The sequence below is a fragment of the Kribbella capetownensis genome (assembly GCF_004331485.1).
Lineage (GTDB): Bacteria > Actinomycetota > Actinomycetes > Propionibacteriales > Kribbellaceae > Kribbella > Kribbella capetownensis.
This window is the reverse complement of sequence record NZ_SJKD01000001.1, coordinates 2,012,105-2,031,895: the sequence shown is the minus strand read 5'-3', so window position 1 is coordinate 2,031,895 and position 19,791 is coordinate 2,012,105. Positions and strand designations below refer to the sequence as shown.

Sequence of the window (19,791 nt, the reverse complement as noted above, 5' to 3'; positions counted from 1 at the left end):
AAACGGAGTGATGACTTCGAATATACGGAGTAACAACTTCGGTTACAACCCCGAACCGGTCCGGTGCGTCTCCTAGGCTGAAGGCAAGGAAAGGGAGCAGGGTGCGAGCAGACGCGCGGGACAACCGGGCCCGGATCATGATCGCGGCGGACGAGGTGTTCGGCCGGTCGCCGAACGCGTCCACCGACGATGTCGCCAAGCTGGCCGGCGTCGGCATCGCGACCGTGTTCCGGCACTTCCCGACCAAGGTCGATCTGCTCGAGGCGGTGCTGGCGCTGCGGCTGGAGCGGCTGCGCGACCGCGCGCTGGAGCTGGCCGCGAGCGACGATCCCGGGCCGGCGTTCTTCGGGTTCTTCAGCCAGGTCGTGGCGGAGTCGGCGACGAAGCTGGCGATCGGCGAGGCGCTGATCGCCGCCGGATCGGGCGTCGGCACGGGTGTGCAGGAGGCGGGGGCCGGCATGCGCGAGGCCTTCGACAAACTGCTCGCCCAGGCGCAGAGCAGCGGCGCAGTACGGGCGGACGCGCAGTTCGCTGAGGTGTATGCCCTGCTGATCGGGGCCTCCCGCGGTGCCACGGCGGTCGGCCTGACGCCGGAGGTGCGCGATCGGATGCTGGTCCTGGTCTATGACGGCCTGAAGCCGCGTTCGTGAGCCGCTGGTCGCGGAGACGCCGGGTCCTGGTGGTCATCGCGCTGGCTCTGATCCTCCTGCTGTCGGCGTACCCGGTGTCGTTGCGCCTGCAGTACGTCGGTGAGCCCGCAGCGGACACGCGGACGCGCAACAACGACGCCCTGTGGCTCGGCCACGCGTGGGTCGATGGACGCAAGACAGCAGCCGATGTCACCGCGCTGGCCCAGCAACTCAACGGCACAGGCATCCGAGATCTCTACGTCCACACCGGTCCGCTGGAGCACGACGGCTCACTGCCGTTGGCGAAGGTCTCGCCCAAGGCCAGCTGGTTCGTGGCAGCGATGCGGACCGCGGCTCCCGATGTACGCCTGCAGGCGTGGCTGGGCGACGTCGTACAGCCGGGGAAGGACCCGGGGATGGATCTGGACGACTCGGCGGTGCGCACCCGAGTGGCTGCGTCGGCGAAAGCTGTTCTGGCCCAGGGCTTTCAGGGCATCCACTACGACTTCGAGCCGGTGAAGTCCGGTTCGAAGGGCTTCCTTGCCGTGCTGGACGCAACCCGGGCCCTCGGCGCACCCCTGTCCGTCGCGGCGGCCCAGATCGACCCGCTCTGGCAGCTCCACCGGATCCCGATCGACAAGTGGTGGTCACAGGAGTACTTCGGTGAGGTCGCCCGCCGGGTCGACCAGATCGCAGTGATGTCCTACGACACCGCCATGCCGCTGGACTCGTTGTACGGCGGCTATGTCGCCAAGCAGACCAAACTCGCGCTGGAGGTGACTCCCGCGTCCACCGACCTGCTCATGGGACTGCCGGCGTACTGGGAGAGCAACCCGTCGCACTGGGGCCATGCGGAGACTGTCGAGGCTGCAGTCCGAGGCGCCCGCCTAGGACTGGGCGACTCGGACCGTCAGAACTTCGGTCTGGCCATGTACGTCGACTTCACCGCCACACCGGCCAACTGGGCGGCGTACCGCGACGGCTGGTGCACAGCGCCTTAGCGGGCGCGCTCCACCCGGCCCTCGTCCCAGACTGGTTCGTCGGACTCGTAGACGGTGCCGTCGGCACCGAAGACGAGGTGGCGGTCGAAGCCGCGGGCGAACCAGCGGTCGTGGGTGACCGCGAGCACCGTGCCGTCGAAGGAGTCCAGGCCTTCCTCCAACGCCTCGGCGGACTCGACGTCCAGGTTGTCGGTCGGCTCGTCGAGCAGGAGCAGCGTCGCACCGGAAAGCTCGAGCAGCAGGATCTGGAACCGCGCCTGCTGTCCGCCGGACAGACTGTCGAACGTCTGCTCGGCCGCGTGCGCCAGCTCGTAGCGGTCCAGCTTCCGCGACGCCAGCTCGCGACCCATCCCCTCCCGGTGCTCGTCGCCCCGGTGCAGGATCTCCAGCAGCGTCCGGCCGACCAACTCCGGGTGCTCGTGTGTCTGCGCGAACCAGCCCGGCCGGACGCGTGCACCGAGCTTGGCCTTGCCGGTGTGCGCGACCGGAGCGATCTGGACGTCGCCGATCGGCTGGTGCTCGATGTCCGGGTCCGAACCACCGTTGGCGAGCAGCCGCAGGAAGTGCGACTTCCCGGACCCGTTGGACCCCAGTACGGCGACGCGTTCGCCGTACCAGACCTCCAGATCGAAGGGCTTCATCAGACCGGTGAGCTCCAAGGCAGTGCACACCACTGCACGCTTGCCCGTGCGGCCGCCGGTGAGCCGCATGCTGACCTTCTGCTCGCGCGGCAGCGCCTGCGGCGGTCCGGCCTCCTCGAACTTGCGCAGCCGGGTCTGCGCGGCCCGGTAGCGCGACGCCATGTCCGAGTTGTACGCCGCCTTCTGCTTGTACATGAGCATCTGGGCGCGGAGCTTCGCGTGCTCCTCGTCCCACCGCTTGCGCAGCTCCTCGAACCGCTCGAACCGGTGCTGCCGGGCCTCGTGGTACGTCCGGAAGCCTCCGCCGTGCGTCCAGGCGGTGTTGCCCGCGGCACCCAGCTCCACCGTGACGATCCGGGTGGCCGTGTTGGCCAGCAGCTCACGGTCATGGCTGATGTAGAGCACGGTCTTGTCGGTGTTGCGGAGTTGCTCCTCCAGCCAACGCTTGCCCGGTACGTCGAGGTAGTTGTCCGGCTCGTCGAGCATCAGGACCTGGTCCGGGCCGCGTAGCAGAGCCTCCAGCGCCAGTCGCTTCTGCTCACCGCCGGACAGCGTCTTCACCTCACGCCAGCGACAGCGGTCGAACGGGACGCCGAGGGCGGACGTCGTACAGACGTCCCAGAGGACCTCGGCGTCGTACCCGCCGACCTCACCCCAGTCCGACACGGCCTGCGCGTACTTGAGCTGGGTCTTCTCGTCCTCGGCGTCCATCATCGTCAGCTCGGCCTTGTCCAGCTTGGCCGCGGCGTCCTGGATCGCCTGCGGCGCGACACCGAGCAACAGGTCACGCACGGTCGACGAGTCCCGCACCGAGCCGACGAACTGGCGCATCACACCGAGCCCGCCGGACCGCGCGATGCTGCCGGAGTGCGGCTTCAGGTCGCCCGCAATGATCCTGGTCAGCGTGGTCTTGCCGGAGCCGTTCGCCCCGACCAGCGCGACCTTGGCGCCGTCGGCCACCCGGAACGTGATGTCGTCCAGCAACACCCGCCCGTCCGGCAGTTCGTAACCGATCCCGGCGACATCTACGTGGCCCATCCCACCAGTCTGACCGGCGTACCCGCCGAGAGGCGAACCCTTATCGTCACCAATCCCCGAGCGCGCTCAGGAAGGTGCCTCCGGTCGGCCGGACATCGCCGACCATGAACAGCTTCAGCGGAGCGGAGAACAGGCCGTAGGTGTGGGTGCCGGTGAAGAAGCCGGCCGAGTCACAGCCGTCGTACTCGACCCACACCTCGCGGACGCCGTCAGCGGTGTCGAAGCGCAGCACGATCGCCTCGGACGGCTGAGCCGTCTGCGGGGTGCACTTGAAGACCGGCAAGGACGCGTTGCGCTCCGGCAGCACCTTGATCGCGTCGACCACCTGCTGCGCTACCTCGCCGTTGAACCGCTCCTGCCCGAGCAGTCCGGTCGTGTCGGGCGTGAGGCGGTAGCGGCACGCCTGCAGTCCGGTCACTGGCGCCGCCAGATCCAGTCCGGTGCCGGGTGCGATGGTGTTGTACCCGCCGGCCTTGAAGATCGGGTGGTCGAGCGGACAGGCCGCATCCTCCTTGTTCGGCAGGATGCCTGGGCTCGACAGGCCGGGAGCGGTGCCGGATCCGGCCGCCCGCTTCGCGCCACTGTCGCTGGCGTTCGACGCGGTCGGCACCTCGTTGCCCACTGCGCTCCACACACCGCCGATGGCTATTGCCACCACGGCCGCCGCCGCGGCCATGGTGAGCGTCTGGCGCCTTTTCCGGACGCGCCGGCGCGCTTCCCTCGCCATCCCGCTGCCGGTCAGCTCACTGGCGTCGGCCTTGTTCTGGAACGCGGAGGAGATCTTGGGGCCGAGCTCCTGCTCAGGGTCGTGCTCAGGCATCCTCGGCTCCTTCCTTGCTCAGCGTGGTTTTCAGTGCGGCCAGTGCGCGGTGCACATGCGATCGGGCGGTCGCCTCCGCGCAGTGCAGCAGTACGCCGATCTCGGCGTACGAGAGCTCCTCGTAGAACCGCAGTACGACGGCTGCCCGCTGCTTGTCCGGCAGCGTCGCGCACAGTGCCCAGACCGCATCGGACTCGGCCCGCGCGGTCGCACCGTCCGAGGCGGACGGTGTGGTCCGGATCGGGTCGGGCGACGGCGCTTCCCGGCGGCGGAACCGGCGCCACCAGGAGATGTGTGCGTTCACTACCATCCGCTTCACGTACGCCTCGGGGTCGTCGGCCCTGCTGACCCGGCTCCACCGGGCGCAGGCTGTCGTCAGGGCATCCTGGACGGCGTCCTCGGCCAGGGCCTTGTCCCCGGTCAGGACGTACGCGAACCGCAGCAGCGCGTCTGCCTTCTCGGTGACCCAGAGCTCGAACTCGATCGGGCTCGTCCGTGCCTCTGCTGCCGCCAAGGCTGCCTCCATACCCTCAGGACGGCGACGGGCCCGCGTTCGTTGCACGCAGTACCCGGAACCCCTTCGCGCTGCCGGTCCGGCCGCAGGGATAGCCCTGCTCGGTCAGCCAGCGCTGCAACGAGTCACCGCCCAGGTTCTTGCCGACGACGAAGCGTGCCACGCCGCCGGGGGCAAGACGGGCCAGCCAGAGCAGCAGCATCTTGTGCAGCTCGGCTTTGCCGATGTGGATCGCCGGATTCGACCAGATCTCGTCGAACCTCACATCCGCCGGTACGCCGTCCGGCAGCACCGGGTGCACGCGGTCCGCGACCCCGGCGGCCTTCGCGTTCTCCGCGGTCAGCTCCAGCGCCCGGGTGTTCACGTCCACCGCCCACACCTGTGCCTTGGGCGCCTCCACCGCGATGGCACACGCGATCGGGCCGTAGCCGGTCCCCAGGTCGAGGAACGTGCCGGAACCGGTCGGCGGGTCCACCTCGCGCAGCAACACCGCCGTACCGATGTCCAAGCGGTCCCGCGAGAACACTCCGGTCGCGGTAGTGAAGGTGTACTCACGACCCCAGATCCGCGCCTCGACAGTACGTCGTACGTCGGCGGAAGCGGGCTCCGCCGAGAAGTAGTGGTCAGCCACGCTGGTGCACCTCTCCCCTCACTTGGCGGGCCTGGAGAGCCCGTGCGGCCAACTCGTCATCCGCCGGATAGCGCACTTCCTCCAGTGTGAGGCCGTGCGCGGGCAGCACCGATACAGCCGAGTCCCGGACCTTGCCTGCCAGTACGGCGGCCGGCCAGTCGACCTCACGGCGTCCGTCCCCCACGGGGATCATCGAGCCGACCAGAGCCCGGACCATCGAGTGGCAGAAGGCGTCGGCGATCACAGTGCCTTCCAGCTGTCCCACGCCGGTCCGTTGCCAGGAGAACTCCAGCAGGGCCCGGACGGTGCTGGCCCCTTCGCGCTTCTTGCAGAAGGCGGCGAAGTCGTGCTCGCCGAGCAGTCCGGCCGCGGCGGCGTTCATCCGGACCACGTCCATCGGGCGGCCTACCCGCAGTACATGTCCACGGGTCAGCGGGTCCCAGCCGGCCGGATCGTCACAGAGCCGGTACACATAGCGACGGGCCAGCGCGGAGAAACGGGCGTCAAAGCCGTCTGGAGCCGCTGTGACGGCCGTGACAGCTAGATCCTCGGGTAGTACGCCGTTCAGGCCTCTCAGGAGCCTCAGCGGCTCTACAGCGCCTTCGACGTCCACATGGGCGACCTGACCGCGGGCGTGGACGCCGGTGTCCGTCCGGCCGGCGCAGGTGACCGTGAGCGGCTCAGGCAGCCGTAGGACGACCCGGATCGCCTCCTCCAAGGCTCCTTGCACGGTCCGGAGACCCTCCTGCCGGGCCCAGCCGTGGAAGGCCGTTCCGTCGTACTTGAGGTCGATCCGCCAGCGCACACGGCAATCTAACGCAAACAGCGCCCCCCACCGTGCGGTGAGGGGCGCTGCGGAACAGCTGGGTGTTACTTGTCCTCGGTCTCCGGAGTCTCGTCCTGGACCTTCTCGTCCACGACGTCCTCGACCTTGGCCTCGTCCTCGACCTTGTCCTCGACCTTGTCCTCGGCGGCATCCTGCTTCGCCGCCGCCTTCTTGGCCGGGGCCTTCTTCGCGGTCTTCTTGGCCTTCGGCGAGTCGGCCAGCGCCTCGACCAGCTCGATCTTCACCATCGGGGCGTTGTCGCCCTTGCGCGGACCGAGCTTGGTGATCCGGGTGTAGCCGCCCGGACGGTCGGCGTACCGCTCGCCGATCTCGGTGAAGAGCACGTGCACGATGCTCTTGTCCTTGATCCGCTTCATCACCTGGCGGCGCGAGTTCAGGTCACCACGCTTCGCCTTGGTGATCATCGACTCCGCCAGCGGCTGCAGGCGCTTGGCCTTGGCCGCGGTGGTGGTGATGGCGCCGTGCTCGAACAGCGACGTCGCGAGGTTGCTGAGGATCAGCTTCTCGTGCGCCGGGCTGCCGCCCAGCCGGGCACCCTTGGTGGGGGTAGGCATCTCTTACTCCAGAAGGATCTCAGGCCACTGCGGCCCGGGGTGGGTGTCAGTACTGCTCGGTCTCGGCGAAGCTCTCGTCCTCGTCCTCGGCCTCGGTGCCGTAGGCCTCGGCGGCCGCACGCAGGTCGAAGCCAGGAGGCGAGTCCTTCAGCGACAGGCCCATCTCGGCCAGCTTCAGCTTGACCTCGTCGATCGACTTGGAGCCGAAGTTGCGGATGTCCAGCAGGTCCTGCTCGCTGCGCGAGATCAGCTCACCCACGGTGTGGATGCCCTCGCGCTTGAGGCAGTTGTACGAGCGGACGGTCAGCTGCAGGTCCTCGACCGGCAGCGCCAGGTCGGCGGCCATCTGCTCGTCCACCGGCGACGGGCCGATGTCGATGCCCTCGGCCTCGACGTTCAGCTCGCGGGCCAGGCCGAACAGCTCGACCAGCGTCTTACCGGCCGACGCGACGGCGTCGCGGGGCAGCATCGACGGCTTGGTCTCGACGTCGACGACCAGCCGGTCGAAGTCGGTGCGCTGCTCGACCCGGGTCGCCTCGACCTTGTAGGTGACCTTCAGCACCGGCGAGTAGATCGAGTCGACCGGCATCCGGCCGATCTCGGCGTCGGCGGACTTGTTCTGGATCGCGGAGACGTAGCCACGGCCCCGCTCGACGACCAGCTCCATCTCGAGCCGGCCCTTCTCGTTCAGGGTGGCGATCTTCAGGTCCGGGTTGTGCACCTCGACACCGGCCGGCGGCGCGATGTCGGCGGCGGTGACGTCACCGGGGCCCTGCTTGCGCAGGTACATGGTGACCGGCTCGTCGTGCTCGGAGGAGACGACCAGGTCCTTGAGGTTCAAGATCAGCTGGGTGGCGTCTTCCTTGACCCCGGCAACGGTCGAGAACTCGTGCAGGACACCGTCGACCTTGATGCTGGTCACGGCGGCACCGGGGATGGAGGACAGCAGGGTCCGGCGGATCGAGTTGCCGAGGGTGTAGCCGAAGCCCGGCTCGAGCGGCTCGATCACGAACCGCGAGCGGTGCTCGCCGACGACCTCTTCGGTCAGGGTGGGGCGCTGTGCGATAAGCACTGTGGTTTTCCTTGTCTGTCGCGACGACCACTATTTGAGGTCGCGAAGGGTGAAGAACAGAACCGGTCCCGCCGGCGGCCACCAGACCGCCGGCGGGACTGAGATCAGTTCTTCGAGTAGAGCTCGACGATCAGGTGCTCGGCGACCTGGGTGTCGATCTGCTGCCGGGTCGGCAGCTGGTGGACGAGGATCCGCAGCCTTTCGGGCATCACCTCGAGCCAGGCCGGGACGACGCGCTCGGAGTGCGTCTCCCGGGCGATGATGAACGGGGTCGTCTCGGCCGACTTCGCCTTGACATCGATGATGTCGTGGGCAGCCACCCGGTACGACGGGATGTTCACCTTGACGCCGTTCACGGTGAAGTGACCGTGCACGACGAGCTGACGGGCCTGCCGCCGGGTCCGGGCCAGGCCGGAGCGGTAGACCACGTTGTCCAGCCGGGACTCCAGGATGATCAGCAGGTTGTCACCGGTCTTGCCGGAGCGCCGCGAGGCCTCCTCGTAGTACCGGCGGAACTGCTTCTCCAGGACGCCGTACGAGAAGCGGGCCTTCTGCTTCTCGCGCAGCTGGAGCAGGTACTCGCTCTCCTTGGGACGGCCGCGGCCGTGCATACCCGGCGGGTACGGACGGCGCTCGAACGCCTTGTCGCCACCGACGAGGTCGACCCCGAGACGGCGCGACTTCTTGGTCATCGGTCCGGTGTAACGGGCCATGTTCGCTACCTACCTCTCTGGATCAGACCCGGCGCCGCTTCGGCGGGCGGCAGCCGTTGTGGGCGGTCGGGGTGACGTCCTGGATGGTGCCGACCTCGAGGCCGACCGCACCCAGGGAACGGATCGCGGTCTCACGGCCGGAGCCGGGACCCTTGACGAACACGTCGATCTTGCGCATGCCGTGCTCCATCGCGCGGCGTCCGGCGGCCTCGGCGGCCATCTGGGCGGCGAACGGGGTCGACTTGCGCGAACCCTTGAAGCCGACGGTGCCCGCGGAAGCCCACGAGATGACCGCGCCGGTCGGGTCGGTGATCGTCACGATCGTGTTGTTGAACGTGCTCTTGATGTGCGCGTGACCGGCGGCCACGTTCTTCTTCTCCTTGCGGCGCACCTTCTTCGCGCCGGCCGCTGTGCGGCTCTTGGGAGGCATAGGTCAGTTGCTCCTGGGGTGGTCGAAAGTCATCCGGGTCATCACTTCTTCTTCTTGCCGGCGATCGCCTTGCGACGACCCTTGCGGCTGCGGGCGTTGGTCCGCGTGCGCTGACCACGCACCGGCAGGCCGCTGCGGTGCCGGCGACCCTGGTACGACCCGATCTCGATCTTGCGGCGGATGTCCGCGGTCACCTCACGGCGGAGGTCACCTTCGATCTTGTAGTTGGCTTCGATCCAGTCCCGGAGCTTCACCAGTTCGTCGTCGCCCAGGTCGTGGACGCGCTTGTCACCGGAAACCCCGGTGTTCTGCAGCGTCTCCAGGGCGCGAGTACGGCCTACACCGAAGATGTAGGTCAGAGCGACCTCGATGCGCTTGTCGCGCGGAAGGTCGACTCCTACGAGGCGTGCCATGTGGCGGTGTTCCTTTCGTCGGCAGAGGTGTGGTGGCGCGCCGCGTCCTTGCCCGCCTCGGTGCGTTTGTTGTCACCGGCAAGGCCCCGGCCTCTGTTCCGGGGGCGACGTCCGGCCGGTGGTGCGTGGCCGGACGAGCATGCGCGCTGTGGTGCGAAAGTGCTGTGTGCTGCTCGACTGAGGGCTGTCAGCCCTGCCGCTGCTTGTGCCGCGGGTTCTCGCAGATCACCATGACCCGGCCGTGACGGCGGATCACCTTGCACTTGTCGCAGATCTTCTTGACGCTCGGATTGACCTTCATCGAGCTTCTTTCTTCGACAGGTGTTGGTGGTGGTCTTACTTGTACCGGTAGACGATGCGACCCCTGGTGAGGTCGTACGGCGACAGCTCCACGACGACCCGGTCCTCGGGGAGGATCCGGATGTAGTGCTGCCTCATCTTGCCGCTGATGTGCGCGAGCACCTTGTGCCCGTTGGACAGCTCAACACGGAACATCGCGTTCGGCAGGGCCTCAACGATGGTGCCCTCGAGTTCGATGACTCCCTCTTTTTTGGGCATGTCCTCGCACTTCTGTAGACGTCGTACTGAATGATGGTTGACACATGGCTCCAGCCCGGGCTCAAAGCGCCCTCCTGACCAGGTCAGGCAGCCGCGGGCAGCACGAGACAGAGGCTACAAAGAGCCAAGGAAAGAGTGTACGCCACTCCCCCACACGAAACCCAATCGAGACCCCGTCACCCCGCCCGCGACGCCTCCAGTTCGTCCAGGTGGTCTGCACCCCAGGCATCCAGCGGCGCCAGAGCGACGTTGAGTGACCGGCCGAGGTCGGTCAGTGAGTACTCGACCTTCGGCGGGACCTGGTGGAAGACCTCGCGGTGGACGATGTCGCGACTCTCCAGCTCACGCAACTGCTGGATCAGCATCTTCTCCGTCACGCCGGCGATCGCCCGGCGCAGCTCCCCGAACCGCATCGGCCCGGAGTGCAGCGCCCACAGGATCCGCGGCTTCCACTTCCCGCCGATCACGTCGGCCGCGGCATCCAGCCCGCAGGTGTACGGGATCATCCTCACTTACCTTTCGGTTAGTACCTGACCGATTAGTAGGTACTTGTCCAGTCTAAAGCGCCAAGCCAGGGTGGAGGCCATGAAGACACCCGTCACCGTTCTCGGGCTGGGCGCAATGGGAACCGCGCTCGCCCGCGCCTTCCTGACCGCCGGGCACCCGACCACTGTCTGGAACCGAACCCCAGGACGTTCCCCCGAACTCGACACCCTCGGCGCCGTCCGCGCCGCCAGTCCCACCGAGGCGGTCGCCGCGAGTCCGCTCGTGGTCGTCTGTCTACTGGTCGACGCAACGGTCGGGAGCACGCTCGACGGACTCGACCTCTCCGGCAAGGCGGTCGTCAACCTGACCAATGGCACGCCGGCCCAGGCCAGGGGTACCGGAGAACGAGTTGCTGCCGCGGGAGCGGAGTACCTGGACGGCGGGATTATGGCTGTCCCAGCGATGATCGGCGGCCCCGCGGCCTTCGTCTTCTACAGCGGTTCCCCAGTCGCCTTCGAGCGGCACAGCGCGGATCTCGCCGCAGTCGGCCGGCCCGAGTACGTCGGCGGTGACGCCGGGCTGGCCGCGTTGCACGACATCGCTCTGCTCAGCGCCATGTACGGGATGTTCGGCGGCGCCCAGCATGCGCTCGCCCTGGTCGGCAGCGAGAAGATTCCGGCCTCGCGATTCACCGAGGACTTCCTGCTGCCCTGGGTGACGGCGATGCTCGGGAGCCTGCCCAGGATCGCCAAGGAACTGGACGAAGGCCCGGAGCCCGGTGCCGCGGGGTCGAACCTGGCGATGCAGGCGGCGGCGTACGAGAATCTGATCGACACATCGGTTGCCCAAGGCATCGATCCCGGTCTGCTCGTCCCGATGGGTGAACTGCTCCGGCAGGCCGTCGGTACCGGCCACGGCGACGAGGATCTGGCTGCTTTGGTCCCGTTGCTCAGGAGGAGTGTGTAGCAGCCCACTGTTCGCCTTCGCGGTAGATCGCCTCCGGCATCAGGTCCAAGAGGTCACAGGCTGCATCCAATTGTGCGAGTGCAGTGACGGAATCGCGGTACGCGGGGAGGATCGCGACGAAGCGTCGTCCTTCGCAGCTGAAGCCGAAGGGTGGGACTTGGGCGAGGGCCTCGACCGCGCGCGGGTGCAGCACGGCCTGCGCGTGGTCTTCCCGGCCGTTGAACAGGCAGTAGCGACCGGGCAGCCCGTCGACCGTCAGGTCCAGGGGCAGCAGGCTGGCGGCCGCGACCTGTGACAGCGATGCGGGCAGCACCTGGAGCGGCGGGAGTGGCCGATCCACCTGCAGGTCGAGGAAGTCGAAGCCGAGGTCACGGCGCCGTACCTTGTGCCGGAAGCGCCCGGTCCAGAACTCGCGGCCGCGGTGCCGGCCCGTCGTCACATCAGACACCTCGGCGTTGGGGTCGATGTCGAACGGCGGGAACGGCCAGCGCTCCCGCAGCTCGGGCTCGGTCGCCTTGATCCGCCAGCCCAGCTGGGTCACCACGTCGGCCCACGACTTCCGCAACCGTCCGTCCGCGATCCGCATCGCCAGCGTGAACAGAATCAGCACCAGGAACCAGGCGAGCATCATCCAGCCGACCCAACGTGGCTCCAGCAACAGCCCGGCCACCACCAGCGGGATGGCAACCGCGAACCAGATGACGTACACCAGGGCGGATCCCCGCCGCAGCTGCCAGGCCAGGTCCGGCCGCAGACGCGGTCCGGCGACGCGACGGCTGACCGGGGCCGCTGTCAACGGCGCCTGCCGAGGCTACCCATCGCGATCAGGGCCCACGGGATCAGCAGCCAGACCGGCCAGAAGTGCGGCCAGTGCCCGCCGTTGGCGAGTCCGATCACGAACCAGATCACCACGTTGACCATCACGACGCCGGTGAAGCCACCGATCGCCCCGCGCCGGTCCGGCTGGGCGTCCTTCTTGCGCTCCGGGAACTCGCCCGGAGCCGGCGCCGGCTTGCTGTCCTGCACCACCGCCGGGGTCTGGTACGTCCGCACCGGCGGCAGGTCACGCACCAGTGGCTCGAGTTCGCCGTACGTCTGGACGGCGTACAACTGGTCCAGGCGGGAGGAGAACTCGGGCTGGTCCAGCCGGCCGTCCGCGAACGCGTCCCGCAGCCGCCCGGCGATCTTGTCCCGGTCGGCTTCGGTGAAACGCTGGTGCGGCTGGTACTGAGGCATGTCTCAAGTGTGCCTCAGGCCGGGGTTCGGCGGCGTCCCCCGATGGGCTGACCCCGGATGTAGTTCTTCTAGTCGGCGAGCGCGCCGCAGGCGATTCCGAGCTCCGCGAGCTTGGCCTCGCCGCCGTCGAGGGCGGTGAGGATCCACGGGCCCTTCGGAGTCAGCGTGAAGGTGTGCTCGGTGTGTGCCGCGGACCGGCCGTCGTCGGTGACCACGGTCCAGTCGTCCTCGAGGGTGTGGTTGTCCTGCTTGCCGAGCGTGAGCATCGGCTCGACGGCGAGTGCCATCCCCTGGACCAGCTTCGGGCCGCGGCCCGGGCGGCCGAAGTTCGGCACATTCGGCGGCTGGTGCATCGCCGAACCTATCCCGTGCCCGACGAAGTCCTCGACGATCCCGTACGACGAATTGGCGCGGACATAGGCCTCGACGGCAGCCGAGATGTCGGTGAGCCGGCCGCCGAGCTTCGCGGCGGCGAACCCACGCCACATCGACTCCTCGCAGACCCGGGCCAGCTCGAGCAGCTCGGCACCGACCTCGCCGACACCGACCGTGATCGCCGCGTCGCCGTGCCAGCCGTCCACGATCGCACCGCAGTCGATCGAGATCAGGTCGCCGTCGGCCAGCACCCGCTCGCCGGGCATGCCGTGCACGATCTCCTCGTTCACCGACGCACAGATCGAACCGGTGAAGCCGTGGTAGCCCTTGAACGACGGGACCGCACCGGAGGACCGGATGTGGTCCTCGGCGATCGCATCCAGCTCACCGGTGCTGATACCGGCCTTGACCTCACCGCGGAGCAGTTCCAGCGTGCGGCCGACCACCAGGCCGGCGGCACGCATGGACAGGATCTGCTCGCGGGTCTTGATCTCGATGCCGCGGTCCCTGAACATCACACCCCGTGTCTTACTCCGTCATCGACTTCAGCGCGACGAGCACGCGCTCGCTCACCTCGTCGATCTCGCCGACGCCGTCGACCTCGCACAGCAGCCCGCGCTGCGCGTAGACGCGCAGCAGCGGCTTGGTCTCGGCCGTGTAGACGTCCTGCCGGTGCCGGACGACCTCTTCGGAGTCGTCCGTGCGGCCCTCGGTGTGGGACCGCTTCATCATCCGGTCCACCAGTACGTCGATGTCGGCGATCAGCGCCACCACCGCGTCCAGCTTGTGACCGTGCTCGGCCAGGATGTCGTCCAGCGTGCCCACCTGGGCCAGGGTCCGCGGGTACCCGTCCAGCAGGAACCCTTCGCCGGCGTCCGCCTCGGACAGCCGGTCGCGGACCATCGCGTTGGTGACCTCGTCCGGGACGTAGTCACCGGCGTCCATGTAGCGCTTCGCTTCGAGCCCGAGCGGCGTCTCGTCCTTGACGTTCGCACGGAAGATGTCGCCGGTGGACACGGCCGGGATATTCAGGCGTTCCGCAAGCACCTTTGCCTGCGTGCCCTTGCCCGCCCCGGGCGGACCCATCAGCAACATTCTCATCAGCGCAGGAACCCTTCGTAGTTACGCTGCTGCAGCTGACTCTCGATCTGCTTCACCGTGTCCAGTCCGACGCCGACCATGATCAGGATCGACGTACCACCGAACGGGAAGTTCTGGCTCGCGTTCAGCAGGACGAGCGCCACCAGCGGGATCATCGAGATCACCGCCAGGTAGAGCGCGCCCGGCAGCGTGATGCGGGACAGCACGTAGCCCAGGTACTCCTCGGTCGGCCGTCCCGCCCGGATCCCGGGGATGAAGCCGCCGTACTTCTTCATGTTGTCTGCAACTTCCTTCGGGTTGAAGGTAATCGAGACGTAGAAGTAGGTGAAGAAGATGATCAGCGCGACGTACGTCACCATGTAGATCGGGTGGTCGCCCTTGACCAGGTTCCCTTGGATCCACTGGGCCCACTTCTTGTCCTGCTGGAACTGACTGACCAGCACCGGTAGGTAGAGCAGGCTCGAGGCGAAGATGACCGGGATGACGCCGGCCTGGTTCACCTTCAGTGGGATGTACGTCGAGGTGCCGCCGAACATCCGGCGGCCGACCATGCGCTTGGCGTACTGCACCGGGATCCGGCGCTGCGCCTGCTCGATGAAGATGACCGCGGCCATGATCACGAGGCCGATCGCGACCACCACCACGAAGGTGGGGATGCCCTTCTCCTTGCGGATGTTCCACAGCTGGGTCGGGAAGGTGGCGACGATCTGGGTGAAGATCAGGATCGACATGCCGTTGCCGACGCCGCGGTCGGTGATCAGCTCGCCCAGCCACATGATCACGCCGGTGCCGGCGGTCATGGTGAGCACGATGACGCTGATCGTGAACCAGTCGTCGCGGTGCAGCAGCGGCTCCTGGCAGCCCTGGAACAGCCGGCCCGGGGTGCGGGCCAGCGCCACGAAGGCGGTGGACTGCAGGATCGCCAGACCGACGGTCAGGAACCGGGTGTACTGGGTGATCTTGGCCTGGCCCGCCTGCCCTTCCTTCTTCAGCGACTCCAGCCGCGGGATGACCACGGTGAGCAGCTGCAGGATGATGCTGGCGGTGATGTACGGCATGATGCCGAGCGCGAAGATCGCGAGCTGCAGCAGCGCGCCGCCGGAGAACAGGTTGATCAGGTTGTACAGGTTGGCGTTGGCGCCACCTTGCGCCTGCTTGAGACAGGTGTTCAGCGACTGGACGTTCACGCCAGGCGCCGGCACGACCGAACCGATCCGGAAGATCACGACGATGAAGAGCACGAACAAGATCTTCCGGCGCAGGTCCGGAGTCTTGAACGCGTTGGCAAAGGCGCCTAACACCCTGTCCTCCCACATGTTTCCTCTGCCCGCTCAGGGCAGGGGCCTAGCAAAGCAGCTGGGCAAGAGACGAACCAGGGCTCGTCCGAACTCCAGCGCACGATATCAAGCGCCGGCTCGCACGAGCCCTGGACCTCGTTACACCTCGGTGGTGGTCCCCCCGGCCGCCTGGATCTTCTCCAGGGCGGACTTGGAGAACTTGTGCACCGAAACCTGCAGTGCCACGGTCAGTTCGCCGTCACCCAGCACCTTCACCGGCTGACCGCTGCGGACCGCGCCCTTGGCGACCAGGTCGGCCACGCCGACCTCGCCACCTTCGGGGAACAGTTGTCCGAGCTTGTCCAGGTTAACGACCTGGAACTCCACCCGGTTCCTGCTCTTGAAACCCTTGAGCTTCGGCAGCCGCATGTGCAGCGGCATCTGGCCACCCTCGAACCACTCGGGGATGTTGTTGCGCGCCTTGCTGCCCTTGGTACCGCGGCCGGCCGTCTTGCCCTTGCTGCCCTCACCACGACCCACGCGGGTCTTGGCGGTCTTGGCACCGGGCGCCGGACGCAGGTGATGAACCTTCAGCGCCATGTCAGTCGACCTCCTCGACGGTGATGAGGTGGCGAACCGTGCGCACCATGCCACGGATCTCCGGGCGGTCGTCGTGAACGGCGACGTCGCCGATCCGCTTCACGCCCAGCGTGCGCAGGGTGTCGCGCTGGTTCTGCTTGCCACCGATGCCGGAACGGGTCTGGGTCACCTTCAAGCGTGCCATCAGGAAGCCGCCTCCGCCCGCGCCTTCAGCAGCGCCGCCGGGGCGACGTGCTCCACCGGCAGACCACGGCGAGCCGCCACGGCTTCCGGGGTCTCCAGGCTGCGCAGCGCCTCGACGGTGGCGTGAACCACGTTGATGGCGTTGGACGAGCCCAGCGACTTGCTCAGGATGTCGTGAATCCCGGCGCACTCCAGGACCGCGCGCGCCGAACCGCCGGCGATCACACCGGTACCGGGAGCGGCCGGACGCAGCATCACAACGCCTGCGGCCTTCTCGCCCTGGACCGGGTGCGGGATGGTGCCCTGGATCCGCGGCACCTTGAAGAACGCCTTTTTGGCCTCCTCGACACCCTTGGCGATCGCCGCGGGCACCTCCTTGGCCTTGCCGTAACCCACACCGACGGTGCCTTCACCGTCGCCGACGACCACGAGGGCGGTGAAGCTGAAGCGACGACCACCCTTCACGACCTTGGCGACACGGTTGATGGCTACCACGCGCTCGATGTAGGCGGTCTTGTCAGCTGCCTGACCGCGACCACCGTCGCGACCACGGCGCTCACCACCGGCGCCGCCTCCGCGACGCTGCTGGCCTCCGCTCATTTCGAATCCTCGCTTCGCTCGGAGTTCTCATTCGCGAGACGCTGCTGCGTTGAACTGTCCACTCGCATGCGCTCGTGCACGGAACTACCTCTTCCTGTGTTTTGTGTCGCCATGTCAGAACCCGAGTCCGCCCTCACGGGCGGCGTCGGCCAGAGCCGCGATGCGGCCGTGGTACTTGTTCCCGGCCCGGTCGAACACGACCGAGTCGATGCCGGCAGCCTTGGCCCGGTCGGCGATCAGGCCGCCGACGGTCTTGGCCTTGTCGGTCTTGTTCGCCTCCGCGCCACGCAGGTCGGCCTCCATGGTGGAGGCGGACGCCAGCGTCTTGCCGGCCACGTCGTCGATGACCTGAACGAACAGGTGCCTCGACGACTTGGTGACCACCAGCCGCGGCCGGTCGGCCGTGCCGTTGATCTTCTTCCGGACCCGGATCTGGCGACGCAGTCGCGATGCCGTCGTCTTGGCGGAGTGCTTGTGCGGACGCAGTCCGATCGCCATGGTTACTTACCAGCCTTTCCGACCTTGCGGCGCACCTGCTCGCCGGCGTACCGCACACCCTTGCCCTTGTACGGCTCGGGCTTGCGCAGCTTGCGGATGTTGGCGGCAACCTCGCCGACGGACTGCTTGTCGATTCCCTGCACCGAGAAACGGGTCGGCGCCTCCACCGTGAACGTGATGCCTTCCGGCGCGTCCACCGTGATGGTGTGGCTGTACCCGAGCGAGAACTCCAGCTGGGCCGGGCCCTTGGAGATGACGCGGTATCCCACGCCGACGATCTCGAGCTTCTTCTCGTAGCCCTCCGTCACTCCGGTCACCAGGTTGGCGATCAGGGTGCGGGACAGGCCGTGCAGTTCCTTGCTCTTGCGCTGGTCGTCCGGGCGGGTCACGGCAATGGCGCCGTCCTCGTCCCGGTTGACCGCGATGGGCTCAGCCACGACGTGCGAGAGCTGACCCTTGGGACCCTTCACGGTGACCGTCTGGCCGTCGATCGTGACGTCGACGCCGGACGGGACCGAGACCGGGAGCTTACCGATGCGAGACACTTCTGTGGTCCTCCTTCCGGTTCTTCGTCACCAGACGTAGGCGAGGACTTCCCCGCCAACGCCCTTGTTCTTGGCCTGACGGTCGGTCAGCAGTCCCTGGGACGTCGAGATGATCGCGACGCCCAGGCCACCGAGGACCTTGGGCAGGCTGGTCGACTTCGCGTAGACCCGCAGACCCGGCTTGCTGATCCGGCGGACGCCCGCGATGGAGCGCTCCCGGCTCGGGCCGAACTTGAGGTCGACGACCAGGGTCTTGCCGACGGCGCCCTCTTTGGGCTCCTCCACCTTGTAGGAGGAGATGTAGCCCTCCTGCTGGAGGATGTCGGCGATGCCCTGCTTGATCTTGCTGTACGGCATCGAGGTCGACTCGTGGTACGCCTGGTTGGCGTTGCGCAGACGCGTCAGCATGTCTGCGATCGGGTCGGTCATCGTCATGGCCTGGGGCCTCTTTCCCGCCGTGGTTTCGCCGTCCGGCGACCTACGGTGACTAGATGGTGAGTGGAGAAAAGATCGGGGGTGGAGACGGTCACCAGCTGGACTTGGTCACACCGGGCAGCTCGCCCCGGTGCGCCATCTCCCGCAGGCAGATCCGGCACAGACCGAACTTGCGGTAGACCGCCTTCGGCCGGCCGCAGCGCTGGCAGCGGGTGTAACCGCGCACCGCAAACTTCGGCTTCCGGGCCTGCTTGACCTTGAGTGCTGTCTTCGCCACGTCAGTTCTCCTTGAACGGGAAACCGAGCTGCCGCAGCAGGGCCCGGCCCTCGTCGTCGTTCTTCGCGGTGGTCACCACGGTGATGTCCATGCCCCGGACCCGGTCGATGCGGTCCTGGTTGATCTCGTGGAACATCACCTGCTCGGTCAGGCCGAAGGTGTAGTTCCCGGTGCCGTCGAACTGCTTCGGCGACAGACCGCGGAAGTCACGGATCCGCGGCAGCGCGAGCGCCAGCAGCCGGTCCAGGAACTCCCACATCCGGTCGCCGCGCAGCGTCACGTGTGCACCGATCGGCATGCCCTCACGCAGCTTGAACTGCGCGATCGACTTGCGGGCCTTGGTCACCTGCGGCTTCTGCCCGGTGATCGCGGCCAGGTCCTTCACCGCGCCATCGATCAGCTTCGAGTCGCGAGCCGCCTCGCCGACGCCCATGTTCACCACGATCTTGGTGAGGCCGGGCACCTGCATGACGTTCTCGAACTGGAACTGCTCCTGCAGCTTGCCGACGATCTCCTCGCGGTACTTCGTCTTCAGCCGCGGCTGGACCCTGGTTTCGGTCACTGCGGTGGTCATCAGATCTCCTCGCCGGTACGCCGCGCGACCCGGACGCTCCGGAAACCGGTGTACGTCGAGCCGTCGGGGCGCCGCTTCTGCACCTCGACGCGGTTGTAGCCGACGCGGGTGGTCACCTTCTGCTTCTTGCCGTCCTTCTCGACCTCGACGACGAGCATCACGTTCGAGACGTGGATCGGGGCTTCCTGGGTGACGATGCCACCCGTGGTGCCGCCGCGCTGGGCCTGCTGCACCTTGGTGTGCTTCTTGACCCGGTTCACGCCCTCGACGATGACCTTCTCGGCGTCGGGCAGGACCTGGATGATCTTGCCCTCGAGGCCCTTGGACTTGCCGGCGATCACGCGGACGAGATCACCCTTCTTCACGTGCAGTTTCCTCTGCGCCATCTCAGAGCACCTCCGGGGCGAGCGAGATGATCTTCATGAAGCGCTTCTCCCGCAACTCCCGGCCGACCGGCCCGAAGATGCGGGTACCGCGGGGCTCGCCGTCGGCCTTGAGGATCACCGCGGCGTTCTCGTCGAAGCGGATGTAGGAGCCGTCCGGACGCCGGCGCTCCTTCACGGTCCGCACGACGACCGCCTTGACGACGTCACCCTTCTTCACACCGCCGCCCGGGATCGCGTCCTTGACGGTGGCGACGATCGTGTCACCGACACCGGCGTAGCGCCGACCGGAGCCACCGAGCACCCGGATGCAAAGGATCTCCTTCGCACCCGTGTTGTCGGCGACCTTCAGTCGCGACTCCTGCTGGATCATCTGTTGATCTCCTGGTTGTCT

General features: G+C 67.4%; 31 protein-coding genes. 3 read left to right on the top strand and 28 right to left on the bottom strand.

What is annotated here, in order from left to right:
- The first annotated feature begins 101 nt into the window (after positions 1-101).
- A complete protein-coding gene (locus tag E0H75_RS10075) occupies positions 102-650 on the top strand; it encodes a TetR/AcrR family transcriptional regulator (RefSeq protein ID WP_238162915.1) in 549 nt (182 codons plus the stop codon).
- Entirely contained in the window at positions 647-1,630 is a 984-nt protein-coding gene (locus E0H75_RS10070; RefSeq protein ID WP_131512872.1) for a glycoside hydrolase family 18 protein, read from the top strand. Before E0H75_RS10075 ends, E0H75_RS10070 begins: the two co-directional genes overlap by 4 nt.
- On the opposite strand, the gene E0H75_RS10065 is transcribed toward E0H75_RS10070, so the two are convergent.
- The 13 genes from E0H75_RS10065 to E0H75_RS10005 all read right to left on the bottom strand — a co-directional run bounded on the left by E0H75_RS10065 (position 1,627) and on the right by E0H75_RS10005 (position 10,367).
- Positions 1,627-3,309 carry an ABC-F family ATP-binding cassette domain-containing protein gene (locus E0H75_RS10065; protein WP_131512871.1) on the bottom strand — a complete coding sequence of 561 codons (1,683 nt, stop codon included), beginning with the start codon at positions 3,307-3,309 and terminating at the stop codon, positions 1,627-1,629. The two genes, E0H75_RS10070 and E0H75_RS10065, sit on opposite strands and share 4 nt — an antisense overlap.
- A gap of 46 nt (positions 3,310-3,355) precedes the next feature.
- A complete protein-coding gene (locus tag E0H75_RS10060) occupies positions 3,356-4,129 on the bottom strand; it encodes a hypothetical protein (protein WP_131512870.1) in 774 nt (257 codons plus the stop codon).
- Entirely contained in the window at positions 4,122-4,643 is a 522-nt protein-coding gene (locus E0H75_RS10055) for a SigE family RNA polymerase sigma factor (protein ID WP_238162914.1), read from the bottom strand. Before E0H75_RS10055 ends, E0H75_RS10060 begins: the two co-directional genes overlap by 8 nt.
- 16 nt (positions 4,644-4,659) lie before the next feature.
- Entirely contained in the window at positions 4,660-5,274 is a 615-nt protein-coding gene (locus E0H75_RS10050; protein WP_131512868.1) for a class I SAM-dependent methyltransferase, read from the bottom strand.
- On the bottom strand, positions 5,267-6,079 hold the full coding sequence (gene truA, locus E0H75_RS10045) for a tRNA pseudouridine(38-40) synthase TruA (RefSeq protein WP_131512867.1): 813 nt from the start codon (positions 6,077-6,079) through the stop codon (positions 5,267-5,269). Before truA ends, E0H75_RS10050 begins: the two co-directional genes overlap by 8 nt.
- 65 nt (positions 6,080-6,144) lie before the next feature.
- A complete protein-coding gene (rplQ, locus tag E0H75_RS10040) occupies positions 6,145-6,675 on the bottom strand; it encodes a 50S ribosomal protein L17 (protein WP_131512866.1) in 531 nt (176 codons plus the stop codon).
- A gap of 46 nt (positions 6,676-6,721) precedes the next feature.
- Complete coding sequence (locus E0H75_RS10035; RefSeq protein WP_131360975.1) at positions 6,722-7,747, bottom strand: DNA-directed RNA polymerase subunit alpha; 1,026 nt, start codon at positions 7,745-7,747, stop codon at positions 6,722-6,724.
- Positions 7,748-7,851: 104 nt separating this feature from the next.
- A complete protein-coding gene (rpsD, locus tag E0H75_RS10030) occupies positions 7,852-8,460 on the bottom strand; it encodes a 30S ribosomal protein S4 (RefSeq protein WP_131360977.1) in 609 nt (202 codons plus the stop codon).
- A gap of 22 nt (positions 8,461-8,482) precedes the next feature.
- Positions 8,483-8,890, bottom strand: a complete 408-nt coding sequence (rpsK, locus tag E0H75_RS10025; RefSeq protein WP_012923659.1) for a 30S ribosomal protein S11 — start codon at positions 8,888-8,890, stop codon at positions 8,483-8,485.
- 41 nt (positions 8,891-8,931) lie between these two features.
- Positions 8,932-9,303, bottom strand: a complete 372-nt coding sequence (rpsM, locus tag E0H75_RS10020) for a 30S ribosomal protein S13 (RefSeq protein ID WP_131512865.1) — start codon at positions 9,301-9,303, stop codon at positions 8,932-8,934.
- Positions 9,304-9,490: 187 nt separating this feature from the next.
- Positions 9,491-9,604, bottom strand: a complete 114-nt coding sequence (gene rpmJ, locus E0H75_RS10015; RefSeq protein ID WP_008361054.1) for a 50S ribosomal protein L36 — start codon at positions 9,602-9,604, stop codon at positions 9,491-9,493.
- Positions 9,605-9,639: 35 nt separating this feature from the next.
- Entirely contained in the window at positions 9,640-9,861 is a 222-nt protein-coding gene (infA, locus tag E0H75_RS10010; protein WP_012923661.1) for a translation initiation factor IF-1, read from the bottom strand.
- Between the two features lie 176 nt (positions 9,862-10,037).
- Positions 10,038-10,367: a winged helix-turn-helix transcriptional regulator gene (locus E0H75_RS10005; RefSeq protein ID WP_131512864.1), complete on the bottom strand. Its 330-nt coding sequence runs from the start codon at positions 10,365-10,367 to the stop codon at positions 10,038-10,040.
- Between the two features lie 79 nt (positions 10,368-10,446).
- Between E0H75_RS10005 and E0H75_RS10000 the strand changes: the two genes are divergently transcribed.
- The gene (locus E0H75_RS10000; RefSeq protein ID WP_131512863.1) at positions 10,447-11,313 is read left to right on the top strand and encodes an NAD(P)-dependent oxidoreductase; all 867 of its coding nucleotides are present in this window, start codon (positions 10,447-10,449) and stop codon (positions 11,311-11,313) included.
- Here the strand turns inward: E0H75_RS10000 and E0H75_RS09995 are convergent.
- The 15 genes from E0H75_RS09995 to rplN form a co-directional block, all read right to left on the bottom strand.
- Positions 11,297-12,109, bottom strand: a complete 813-nt coding sequence (locus E0H75_RS09995) for a hypothetical protein (RefSeq protein WP_131512862.1) — start codon at positions 12,107-12,109, stop codon at positions 11,297-11,299. The two genes, E0H75_RS10000 and E0H75_RS09995, sit on opposite strands and share 17 nt — an antisense overlap.
- Positions 12,106-12,549: a DUF1707 SHOCT-like domain-containing protein gene (locus E0H75_RS09990; protein ID WP_131512861.1), complete on the bottom strand. Its 444-nt coding sequence runs from the start codon at positions 12,547-12,549 to the stop codon at positions 12,106-12,108. The genes E0H75_RS09995 and E0H75_RS09990 overlap by 4 nt, the downstream gene beginning before the upstream one ends.
- 68 nt (positions 12,550-12,617) lie before the next feature.
- Entirely contained in the window at positions 12,618-13,439 is an 822-nt protein-coding gene (gene map / locus E0H75_RS09985; RefSeq protein WP_420323280.1) for a type I methionyl aminopeptidase, read from the bottom strand.
- 13 nt (positions 13,440-13,452) lie between these two features.
- Complete coding sequence (locus E0H75_RS09980; RefSeq protein ID WP_131512859.1) at positions 13,453-14,025, bottom strand: adenylate kinase; 573 nt, start codon at positions 14,023-14,025, stop codon at positions 13,453-13,455.
- Positions 14,025-15,326 (bottom strand): preprotein translocase subunit SecY, encoded by a 1,302-nt coding sequence (secY, locus tag E0H75_RS09975; protein ID WP_131361285.1) that lies wholly within the window; start codon positions 15,324-15,326, stop codon positions 14,025-14,027. The genes E0H75_RS09980 and secY overlap by 1 nt, the downstream gene beginning before the upstream one ends.
- A 135-nt stretch (positions 15,327-15,461) precedes the next feature.
- On the bottom strand, positions 15,462-15,902 hold the full coding sequence (gene rplO / locus E0H75_RS09970) for a 50S ribosomal protein L15 (protein ID WP_131512858.1): 441 nt from the start codon (positions 15,900-15,902) through the stop codon (positions 15,462-15,464).
- Between the two features lies 1 nt (position 15,903).
- Positions 15,904-16,086 (bottom strand): 50S ribosomal protein L30, encoded by a 183-nt coding sequence (rpmD, locus tag E0H75_RS09965; RefSeq protein ID WP_012923669.1) that lies wholly within the window; start codon positions 16,084-16,086, stop codon positions 15,904-15,906.
- Positions 16,086-16,685 carry a 30S ribosomal protein S5 gene (gene rpsE, locus E0H75_RS09960; RefSeq protein ID WP_131512857.1) on the bottom strand — a complete coding sequence of 200 codons (600 nt, stop codon included), beginning with the start codon at positions 16,683-16,685 and terminating at the stop codon, positions 16,086-16,088. The genes rpmD and rpsE overlap by 1 nt, the downstream gene beginning before the upstream one ends.
- Before the next feature lie 114 nt (positions 16,686-16,799).
- On the bottom strand, positions 16,800-17,183 hold the full coding sequence (gene rplR / locus E0H75_RS09955) for a 50S ribosomal protein L18 (protein WP_131512856.1): 384 nt from the start codon (positions 17,181-17,183) through the stop codon (positions 16,800-16,802).
- Between the two features lie 2 nt (positions 17,184-17,185).
- Positions 17,186-17,728: a 50S ribosomal protein L6 gene (gene rplF, locus E0H75_RS09950; protein WP_131360995.1), complete on the bottom strand. Its 543-nt coding sequence runs from the start codon at positions 17,726-17,728 to the stop codon at positions 17,186-17,188.
- A gap of 27 nt (positions 17,729-17,755) precedes the next feature.
- Positions 17,756-18,163 carry a 30S ribosomal protein S8 gene (rpsH, locus tag E0H75_RS09945; RefSeq protein ID WP_131512855.1) on the bottom strand — a complete coding sequence of 136 codons (408 nt, stop codon included), beginning with the start codon at positions 18,161-18,163 and terminating at the stop codon, positions 17,756-17,758.
- A gap of 91 nt (positions 18,164-18,254) precedes the next feature.
- The gene (locus E0H75_RS09940; RefSeq protein WP_131512854.1) at positions 18,255-18,440 is read right to left on the bottom strand and encodes a type Z 30S ribosomal protein S14; all 186 of its coding nucleotides are present in this window, start codon (positions 18,438-18,440) and stop codon (positions 18,255-18,257) included.
- 1 nt (position 18,441) lies between these two features.
- Entirely contained in the window at positions 18,442-19,014 is a 573-nt protein-coding gene (gene rplE / locus E0H75_RS09935) for a 50S ribosomal protein L5 (protein ID WP_131512853.1), read from the bottom strand.
- A complete protein-coding gene (rplX, locus tag E0H75_RS09930) occupies positions 19,014-19,400 on the bottom strand; it encodes a 50S ribosomal protein L24 (protein ID WP_131361001.1) in 387 nt (128 codons plus the stop codon). Before rplX ends, rplE begins: the two co-directional genes overlap by 1 nt.
- A 1-nt stretch (position 19,401) precedes the next feature.
- Complete coding sequence (rplN, locus tag E0H75_RS09925) at positions 19,402-19,770, bottom strand: 50S ribosomal protein L14 (protein WP_012923677.1); 369 nt, start codon at positions 19,768-19,770, stop codon at positions 19,402-19,404.
- Between the last annotated feature and the right edge of the window lie 21 nt (positions 19,771-19,791).